Raw genomic sequence first — 9,034 nt, forward strand, 5'->3', positions numbered from 1 at the left:
TGATGAAGTTGCACCGTGTACGTGTGCTAGCCGTGACCCTGGCCGTTGCGGGCGTGGCCCTGCTGTCAGGATGCTCCGGCGAGGCCGTCGGCTCCGCGATCGACGGCGCGGTGAACGGGGCAACCGAAGGTGATGTCAGCCTGGGCGGGCAGCTGCCCGAGGGCTGGCCGAAGGAGATCCCCGTGATCGACGGGGATCTCGGTTTCGGGGCATCGAACACCGCGGACGCCGACCGGGGCTGGGTCGTCACCGTCACCACCAGCGCCGCGGACCCGCTGGCCGACGCCACGGCCATGCTCGAGGCTGTCGGCTTCAGCGCCGACAACGCCGCCATCGCGAACGTCGGCGGTGCCGGCGTCGCGGCCCTGACGAACGAGACTTGGTCGGTGGTCGTCGCCGGCACCCCCGAGGGTGTGCTCTACACGGTGTCCCCGGCCGCCTAGCTGAGAACCAATTCGACGGAGGTTCTGTCGGAGAACGACTGCTGTGTTGGGCCTGGGGGCGGTCCAAGCACAATCTCATTCGTTCGGGCCGGAGTCGCTGCACCGCGTCAGGCCGACCGAAACGCAGGCTCACTCAGCAGCGGGGGATCAGGCGAAGAGGCCCGATGCGACGTGGCGGATGAAGTTCCGGGGCGGTGAACTCCGTGCCACCCGACAACGGGGCACCCTCACCCCTGTTGCGGCCGAACACGGCCTCCTGCTCGCGCAGGATGGTGCGGTCCCAGGCCTCGGTCGTGACTCCAGCTTCGGTTCTGCGATCGTGTCCAGCTATCATTCATGCGTGGGTGTCCGCCCGTCCCAACTCCGTGGAGCTCAGCAATGGTCATGTCCGGCAGCGCAGAACGAGTCGTGTTCGTGCACGACCGGCCCGGTCAGGAATCCCTTCTGACCGGTGGAACCATCGCCCGGCTGCGGTCAGACGATGCCGAGGTCGTCGTTCTGTTCGGCTCCACTGACTTCCACTCCGCGGACGACTCCGACGTGCGTGCAGCCATGGCGGCGCTCGACGTAAGCGACTGGCGGATGCTGCCCGCGGCATCCGGGGCGCAGTCACTGGCCGAGGCCGTCGCCGACGTGCTCGCGGACGTGCACGCCACCGCGGTCGTGGTCGGCGCCGACGATGACACCCTCCGCCGGGCGGCCGCCGGGGCCGCCGACAGCCTGAATGTGCCGGTCTTCGAGCATCGCCAGGTGACGGATGCCGTCGGCCAGCGGCTGGTCGCGATCGATGTGAGCGGCCAGGTCGACCAGAAGCTGCGCGCCCTCGCCGCGTATCCGCGCCGCTGGAGCGTCACCGACCACACCGTCGTGCCGGCCGAGTCGGTGGCCGCGGCCGACCCGATCGACCCGGCGGACCGCCCGGTCACGATCGGTGGCACCGAGACCTTCCTGCGGCTGCCCCCGGCGCACGCTCCCGACCCGGGCGCGACCCCCGGGCTGCTCAGCCGCGGCCTGGCCGCGGTCGTCGCCCTCCTGACCGGGGCCGCCTTCGGCGTGCTCGGCACGATCGCGCACCAGGCCACCCTCCCGATCGGGCCCGTGACGATCCCGATCGGGCTGATCCTGGCCCTGGCCGGAATCATGACGCTCCTGGCAGGTCTCCGACTGATGCTGGGGAACCGCCTGGTCGTCTTTTCCTGCGCGATCGGCCTCCTCGGCACGATCTTCATCCTGTCTCTGCGCAGCGCCGGCGGCTCGGTCCTGGTCCCCGAGGGGATTCCGGGTTTGCTCTGGACCGTCGTACCGACCCTGGTGGCAACGATCGTGCTGGCCTGGCCACGAATCCCTGCCCGTCCGGGTCTGGCATAGACTAGATATTCGCTCGTGAAGGGAGCCCTCCAACGTGACATACGTCATTGCTCTGCCGTGCGTCGACGTGAAGGACCGTGCCTGCGTCGACGAATGCCCGGTCGACTGCATCTACGAGGGTGACCGCTCGCTCTACATCCACCCCGACGAGTGCGTCGACTGCGGTGCCTGCGAACCGGTCTGCCCGGTCGAGGCCATCTACTACGAGGACGATGTTCCCGAGCAGTGGGCCGAGTATTACACAGCCAACGTCGAGTTCTTCGTCGACATCGGCTCGCCCGGCGGGGCCGCCAAGGTCGGCGTGATCCATACGGACCACCCCATCATTGCCGTGCTGCCTCCCCAGGTCTGATTCAGCCGTGCTGAAGCCGCTCCCCGACTACCCGTGGGACCAGATGGTCCCCTTCGCCGCCCGGGCCCGGGACCATGCGGGCGGCATCGTCGATCTGTCGATCGGTTCACCGGTGGACCCGACGCCCGAGGTCATCCGCCGAGCGCTGGCCCGGGCCACCGACGCCCACTCGTACCCGCAGACCGCCGGCACGCCGGAGCTGCAGCGGGCGATCATCGACTGGTACGAGCGCCGGCGCGGGGTCACCGGTCTCACCGAGAAGGACGTGCTGCCGACCATCGGGTCGAAGGAGATGGTGGCCCTGCTGCCCTTCATGCTCGGGTTCGGTGCGGGCGACACCATCGTGCATCCGCGTGCCGCATACCCGACGTACAGTATCGGTGCGGCCATGGCCGGAGCGGACGCCCTCGCCGCCGACGACCCCGCCGACTGGCCCGAGACGACGAAGCTGGTATGGCTGAACAGCCCGGGCAACCCGGATGGCCGGGTTCTCTCGGTCGATGCGCTGCGCACGGCCGTCGCGCGCGCCCGGGAACTCGGCGCGGTGATCGTCTCCGACGAGTGCTACGCCGAGCTCGGCTGGACCGACGGCTGGGACGCCCGGCCGACCCCGAGCATCCTGGACCCCCGCGTCATCGGGCAGGACCGGCACAATGTGCTTGCGCTCTACTCCCTGAGCAAGCAGTCGAACATGGCCGGCTACCGCGGCGCGTTCGCGGCCGGCTGCGCGGACCTGCTCGCCCGGGTGCTGACCGTGCGCAAGCACGCCGGCCTCATGCTTCCCGCGCCGCTGCAAGCCGCCATGGTGGCCGCGCTCCGCGACGACGAGCACGTCATCGTGCAGCGTCGGCGCTATCAGGCGCGCCGCGAGGTGCTGTTGCCCGCACTGGTGGCGGCGGGCTTCCAGATCACCCGCAGTGAGGCCGGGCTTTACCTCTGGGCGACCGAGGGGCGCCCCGCCTGGGAATCGATCGGGCGGCTCGCCGAGCGGGGTATCCTCGCCGGACCCGGTCCGTTCTACGGCGACGGCTACCCGAGACACGTGCGCTTCTCCCTCACCGCCACGGACGAACGCATCGCGGCGGCTGCGACTCGGTTGCGCGCTGGCTGATGCCCCATTTTCTGGAGTTGTCAACTCTCTCCAATGAAGAGTGGACATTCTTGGCGGATGCAACAGTAGGCGGTTGCGGCCATTAGGCTGTATCAGCGTTGACGTCTCCAGACACATCGGTGTGCTGCGGCCCATCGCCACAGACGGTCAGCCACCAGACGGTTAGGTAGTGATATTCAGTGACACTCAGTCAGACCCAGGGAGCCGCCGTGAGCGACATCGCCGAGCGAACGCCATCCATCGAACCCAAGCAGGCGACACTGTCGTTCCCCGGCGGATCCGCCGAGTTCCCGATCGTGCGCGGCACGGCAGGCGCCTCCGGCATCGACATCTCGACGCTGACCCGCAAATCGGGTCTGATCACCCTCGACTCCGGGTTTGTGAACACCGCCGCCACGCGGTCGGCGATCACGTTCATCGACGGCGAGAAGGGCATCCTGCGCTACCGGGGCTATCCGATCGAGCAGATCGCCCAGAACTCCAACTTCCTCGAGACCGCCTGGCTGCTGATTTACGGTTCCCTTCCTGGCGCGAGCGAACTCGAAGCCTTCGACACGCGCATCCGTCGGCACACCCTGCTGCACGAAGACCTGCGCCGCCTCTTCGACGTGCTGCCGTACAACGCTCACCCGATGGCCGTGCTCTCCGCTGGCACCTCGGCGCTGGCCGCGTACTACCAGGATGCGCTCGAGCCCAACGACCCGGAGCAGGTCGAGCTGGCCACCGTGCACCTGCTCGCCAAGCTGCCCGTGATGGCAGCGTACGCCTACAAGAAGAGCATCGGCCAGGCATTCCTGTATCCCGACAACTCGCTCGGCTACGTGGACAACTTCCTGCGGCTGATCTTCGGCACGCTCGCCGAGCCCTACGAGGTGAACCCGGTCGTCAGTAAGGCCCTCGAGCGCCTGCTGATGCTGCACGAAGACCACGAGCAGAACGCGTCGACCTCGACCGTTCGCCTGGTCGGCTCCACTGAGGCGAACCTGTTCGCGTCGGTCTCCGCGGGCATCAACGCGCTCTCCGGGCCTCTGCACGGCGGCGCCAACGAGGCCGTGCTCAAGATGCTCGGCGAGATCAAGGCATCCGGCGAAGGCGTCGAGAAGTTCGTTGAACGGGTCAAGAACAAGGAACAGGGCGTTCGTCTGATGGGCTTCGGCCACCGGGTGTACAAGAACTACGACCCGCGGGCAACCCTGGTCAAGGAGAGCGCCGACGAGGTGCTCGCCGCACTGGGCGTCAAGGACGACCTGCTGGACATCGCCAAGGAACTCGAGCACATCGCGCTCAACGACGACTACTTCCGGGAGCGCAAGCTCTACCCGAACGTGGACTTCTACACCGGCGTCATTTACAAGGCGATGGGCTTCCCGACCAGCATGTTCACGGTGCTCTTCGCGATCGGCCGGCTGCCCGGCTGGGTGGCGCACTGGCGCGAGATGAACGAGGACCCCACGACCAAGATCGGTCGCCCACAACAGCTCTACATCGGGTCGCCGGCCCGCGATTTCCCGCGCCGCTAGCCCGAGTGCGGCCTGGTGCGGCGCCGCTGCGCTGGGTGTCGTGCCGCTTGCCCCAGGAGTCACCGTCGAACCAATTCGACGGAGATTCTGCCGAAAAAGCCGCTTTCGGGGCCGTTTAAGGTGTTTACGGCGAAAATCTCCGTCGAATTCGTCAGGGGGCAAGGGGCAAGCGGAGCGGTGTGTGCAGGGGCATCCGTCGCGACCTAAAACCGGACAATTTCGCGGCTCACCGTGTTTTCAGGCGGGTTGGGCGGCGTATCGCGAAAATCTCCGGGGTTACGGTGCGGTCGGTGCGCGGCGACGGATGCCGTGGAGCGCGGCGACGGATGCGGGGGTACCCGGATCAGGCGTGCAGCTGGGCGTTCAGCACGATGCCGGTGCCGCTGCGCGCCAGCACTTCGACCGCGCCCGAGACCGAGTTGCGGCGGAAAAGCAGGTTCGAGACCCCGGAGAGTTCGACGGCCTTCACCGACGGCGTCGTGCCGTCGGCACTGCGCGGCTGGCCCGGCAGCAGCACCTTGGTGCCGGCGGTCACATAGAGCCCCGCCTCGACGACGCTGTCGGCGCCGATCGAGATGCCCACCCCGGAATTGGCGCCGAGCAGGGCCCGTTCGCCGATGGACACCCGTTCGGTACCGCCGCCGGAGAGAGTGCCCATGATGGAGGCACCGCCGCCGATGTCGGCGCCGTCACCCACGACGACACCCTGAGAGATCCTGCCCTCGACCATCGAGGTACCGAGGGTGCCGGCGTTGAAGTTGACGAAACCCTCGTGCATCACCGTGGTACCGGGGGAGAGGTACGCCCCGAGACGCACCCGTGACGCGTCCGCGATCCGCACCCGGTCGGGCGTGACGTAGTTCAGTAGCGGCGGGAACTTGTCGATTCCGGTCGTCTGGATGCCGTGGCGCTGCAGGGCCGGCCGCAGTCGGGTGAAGTCGGCGGGCAGCATCGGGCCAACATTCGTCCAGACCACGGCGGGCAGGTGGCCGAAGATGCCGTCGAGGTTGAGGGTGTTCGGGCGCACGAGCAGGTGCGACAGCAGGTGCAGGCGCAGGTAGGCATCCGACGTTCCGGCAGGCGCAGCGGTGAGGTCGATCTCGATCGTCACGGCCTCGATCCGCACCATTCGCCGCGGGTCCACTCCGGCGAATTCCTCGAGTTCAGACGGCACGATCCAGCGGTCGCGGCCGGCCGGAAGGGTTCCGAGCCGAGGTTCGGGGAACCAGGTGTCCAGCACCGTGCCGTCGCCGGCGACGGTGGCGAGGCCGTAGCCCCACGCGTTCGAGGGGGAAACGGATGTCGGGGGCACGGCGGAGGTCATGGCTCTAGGTTAGTAGAGTGCCCCAAAACACCGTGAACCTGGACCTGTCCGCGACCTCGATCGAGCTCACCCGGGCGCTCTGCGACCTCGAGTCGGTGTCCGGTAACGAGGCCGCCATCGCAGACGCGGTGGAACGCGCGCTGGCCGGGTCCCCGCACCTCGACGTCACCCGCGACGGCGACACCGTCGTCGCCCGCACCAACCTGGGGCGGGCCCAGCGCGTGATCATTGCCGGCCATCTCGACACGGTCCCGCTGAACGACAATCTGCCGACCCGGTTCGAGACCATCGATGGCGTCGACTATCTCTGGGGCCGCGGCACCGTCGACATGAAGGCCGGCGTGGCCGTGCAGCTGAAGCTGGCCGCCGAACTGACCGCGCCCAGCGTCGACATAACGTGGATGTGGTACGACCACGAGGAGGTTTCCGACGACCTCAACGGCCTCGGCCGCCTCGCCCTCAACCGGCCCGACCTCTTCGCGGGGGACTTCGCCATCCTCGGCGAGCCCACAAACAGCCAGATCGAGGGTGGCTGCAACGGCAACGTGCGCGTGGAGATCCGCACCTTCGGGCTGCGCGCCCACTCCGCCCGCAGCTGGGTCGGCGACAACGCCATCCACAAGATCGGGCCCGTCATTAACATCCTGGCGGCCTACGAGCCGCGGCAGGTCGAGGTCGAGGGCCTCGTCTACCGCGAGGGCCTCAACGCCGTCGGCATCGGCGGCGGCATCGCCGGCAACGTCATCCCCGACGAGTGCATGGTGCACATCAATTATCGGTTCGCTCCCAGCCGCACCTCGGCGGAGGCCGTCGTGCACCTGGAGGATCTCTTCGCGGGCTATGAGATCACTGTCGTCGACCGGGCCGAGGGTGCCCGGCCGGGCCTGGACGCCCCGTTGGCCTTGCAGTTCCTGACCGCGGTCGGCGGCGAGGCCAAGCCCAAGTACGGCTGGACGGATGTCGCCCGCTTCTCCGCCCTGGGCATTCCCGCCGTCAACTACGGCCCCGGCGACCCGCTGAAGGCTCACGCCGACGACGAACGCGTCGCCCTGGCGCAGATCACGGACTGCGAGGACGGCCTTCGCGCGTGGCTGACTACAAGCGTCGGATAGCCGTGGCGTCGTCCGGCTGGAAGGCCGGCTACCGGCTCACGCCGTGGTGGGCGCGGGTCGCCCTGATCTGGGCCGCGTCCCGGCTCGTCACGACCACCCTGGTGCTACTGCTTGCGAATGCCCAGGGCGCCAACCCGTGGACGGGAGCGTCACCCGGCTACGCGGAGTTCGCGAACATGTGGGACGCCCGGTGGTACAACATCGTCGCCGTCGGGGGCTACCCGTCGACACTGCCGCTCACCGCCGGCGGGGACATCGCGGAGAACGCCTGGGCCTTCATGCCCGGTTACCCGGTGGTCGTGCGCCTGCTGATGCTGCTCAGCGGACAGCCGTGGGCACCCGTGGCCGTATTCGTGTCCCTGGCCGCCAGCCTCGGCGCCGCCCTGCTGTTCTACCGGCTGATGCGCAGAATACAGGACTCCGGGACGGCGTTGTTCGCGGTGGTGCTGTTCTGTGTGGCCCCGCTGTCGCCCGTGCTGCAGTTCGGTTATGCCGAGTCGCTGTACCTCTTCCTGCTCACGTTGGCACTTCTCCTGCTGCTCGAGCGGCGGTATGCGCTGCTGTTCCCGGTGATCGCCGTGATGGCGCTGACCCGGCCCAGCGGCCTGGCCTTCGCGCTCGCCCTGGGGCTGCACGTTGTGCACCGCTGGCTTGCCCGGACACACGACCCGTTTTCGGTGCGCGAACGGTTGCTGGCGTCATCCGTTGCCGTGTTCAGCGGCATCTCCGGCCTGGTTTGGCCGGCCATCGCCTGGATCGCCACGGGGTCGATCACGGCCTACACCGACACCGAGCTGGCCTGGCGGTCGGCCTACATCGGTTATCAGGAGCTCGTTCCGTTCACCGCCTGGTTCCAGGGCGGTGTCTGGTGGCTCGGGATGCCGCTGGGCCTCGTCGTTGTCTCGGGGCTCATCCTGGCGTTCGGCCTGACCCTGTTGCTGCCGGCGGTGCGCCGACTGGGCGCGGACCTGCGGTTCTGGCTGGCCAGCTACGGCCTCTACCTGCTGGCGGTGTTTTTCCCGCAGTCGAGCACCTTCCGCCTGCTGATGCCGATGTTTCCGTTGTTGGGTGCCGTGGCTCAGCCGCGGAGCGCGGTTTACCGGGTGGGCATCGTGCTGCTGTTCATCGCCGGCCAGTGGGTCTGGCTCCTGCTGTGCTGGGGGGTCGACGGAGCGGACTGGACACCTCCCTAATTACAGTCTCAGCCCGTAATGGCAGATAATAGAAGTTCAGACGAATGAATGGAAGGGGAGTTCATGGCGGCCATGAAGCCAAGGACCGGAGACGGGCCAATGGAGGCTGTAAAAGAGGGGCGCCTCATCATCGTGCGTGTTCCGCTCGAAGGTGGAGGCCGACTTGTCGTCTCTGTGAACGACGCTGAAGCCAAAGAGCTTCACGACGCCCTCGCCGGTGTAGTCCAGCCGACCGTATAGTTCCAGGATCGGCCGCGCAGCTCAGGCTGTGCGGCCGATCTTTTTTCGGACTCAAGCGGATGAGTTTCCCGTGGACAGCCGTCGCACCTCCGCCCCCCTGTCACCGAATTGATTAGAACAGGCAGACGAAACTCAACTGATATTCTTCCACAGCCATTGACTCCAACTTAGAACGTGTCTACGATATAAAGCATGGCTGGGGCCCCCACTCCGTACCACCCCACCGCCTTACCGCAGGCGGTGCTCTCGCTCGTGCAGCAGCTGCAGCAGGTGCGTGACCTGGCCGCGGCCGTGCTGGATTCGGTGTCTTTTTCGCTCTTGGGTGAGGCGGACGCGATGATGGTGCTGGGCATGGTCGAAGACCTCGGCCG

General features: G+C 67.6%; 9 protein-coding genes and 1 pseudogene. 8 read left to right on the forward strand and 2 right to left on the reverse strand.

Annotated elements, in window-relative coordinates:
• The first annotated feature begins 2 nt into the window (after positions 1 to 2).
• A complete protein-coding gene (locus E3O22_RS01745) occupies positions 3 to 443 on the forward strand; it encodes a hypothetical protein (RefSeq protein ID WP_134393967.1) in 441 nt (146 codons plus the stop codon).
• A gap of 184 nt (positions 444 to 627) precedes the next feature.
• Here the strand turns inward: E3O22_RS01745 and E3O22_RS16220 are convergent.
• A pseudogene (locus E3O22_RS16220) lies at positions 628 to 732 on the reverse strand (hypothetical protein); the annotation flags it as partial.
• Positions 733 to 827: 95 nt separating this feature from the next.
• On the opposite strand from E3O22_RS16220, the gene E3O22_RS01755 reads away from it, so the two are divergent.
• The 4 genes from E3O22_RS01755 (at position 828) to E3O22_RS01770 (ending at position 4,794) form a co-directional block, all read left to right on the forward strand.
• Positions 828 to 1,811: a PIG-L deacetylase family protein gene (locus E3O22_RS01755; RefSeq protein WP_134393965.1), complete on the forward strand. Its 984-nt coding sequence runs from the start codon at positions 828 to 830 to the stop codon at positions 1,809 to 1,811.
• A gap of 34 nt (positions 1,812 to 1,845) precedes the next feature.
• A complete protein-coding gene (gene fdxA / locus E3O22_RS01760) occupies positions 1,846 to 2,163 on the forward strand; it encodes a ferredoxin (RefSeq protein WP_134393964.1) in 318 nt (105 codons plus the stop codon).
• Positions 2,164 to 2,170: 7 nt separating this feature from the next.
• Entirely contained in the window at positions 2,171 to 3,274 is a 1,104-nt protein-coding gene (gene dapC, locus E3O22_RS01765; protein ID WP_304988608.1) for a succinyldiaminopimelate transaminase, read from the forward strand.
• A 239-nt stretch (positions 3,275 to 3,513) separates the two neighbouring features.
• Complete coding sequence (locus E3O22_RS01770) at positions 3,514 to 4,794, forward strand: citrate synthase (RefSeq protein ID WP_370448465.1); 1,281 nt, start codon at positions 3,514 to 3,516, stop codon at positions 4,792 to 4,794.
• Positions 4,795 to 5,137: 343 nt separating this feature from the next.
• Here the strand turns inward: E3O22_RS01770 and dapD are convergent, their stop codons facing one another.
• Positions 5,138 to 6,118, reverse strand: coding sequence for a 2,3,4,5-tetrahydropyridine-2,6-dicarboxylate N-succinyltransferase (dapD, locus tag E3O22_RS01775; RefSeq protein ID WP_134393963.1), 981 nt, complete (start codon positions 6,116 to 6,118; stop codon positions 5,138 to 5,140).
• Positions 6,119 to 6,135: 17 nt separating this feature from the next.
• Between dapD and dapE the strand changes: the two genes are divergently transcribed.
• From dapE to E3O22_RS01790, 3 genes are all read left to right on the forward strand, one after another.
• Positions 6,136 to 7,230, forward strand: coding sequence for a succinyl-diaminopimelate desuccinylase (gene dapE / locus E3O22_RS01780; RefSeq protein ID WP_134393962.1), 1,095 nt, complete (start codon positions 6,136 to 6,138; stop codon positions 7,228 to 7,230).
• Positions 7,206 to 8,423 carry a hypothetical protein gene (locus E3O22_RS01785; protein WP_241976476.1) on the forward strand — a complete coding sequence of 406 codons (1,218 nt, stop codon included), beginning with the start codon at positions 7,206 to 7,208 and terminating at the stop codon, positions 8,421 to 8,423. The genes dapE and E3O22_RS01785 overlap by 25 nt, the downstream gene beginning before the upstream one ends.
• A 63-nt stretch (positions 8,424 to 8,486) precedes the next feature.
• Positions 8,487 to 8,663 (forward strand): DUF3117 domain-containing protein, encoded by a 177-nt coding sequence (locus E3O22_RS01790; protein WP_104099180.1) that lies wholly within the window; start codon positions 8,487 to 8,489, stop codon positions 8,661 to 8,663.
• Positions 8,664 to 9,034: the final 371 nt, after the last annotated feature.

It is taken from the genome of Cryobacterium sp. TMT2-18-2 (assembly GCF_004402245.1).
In the GTDB taxonomy this organism is placed as follows: domain Bacteria; phylum Actinomycetota; class Actinomycetes; order Actinomycetales; family Microbacteriaceae; genus Cryobacterium; species Cryobacterium sandaracinum.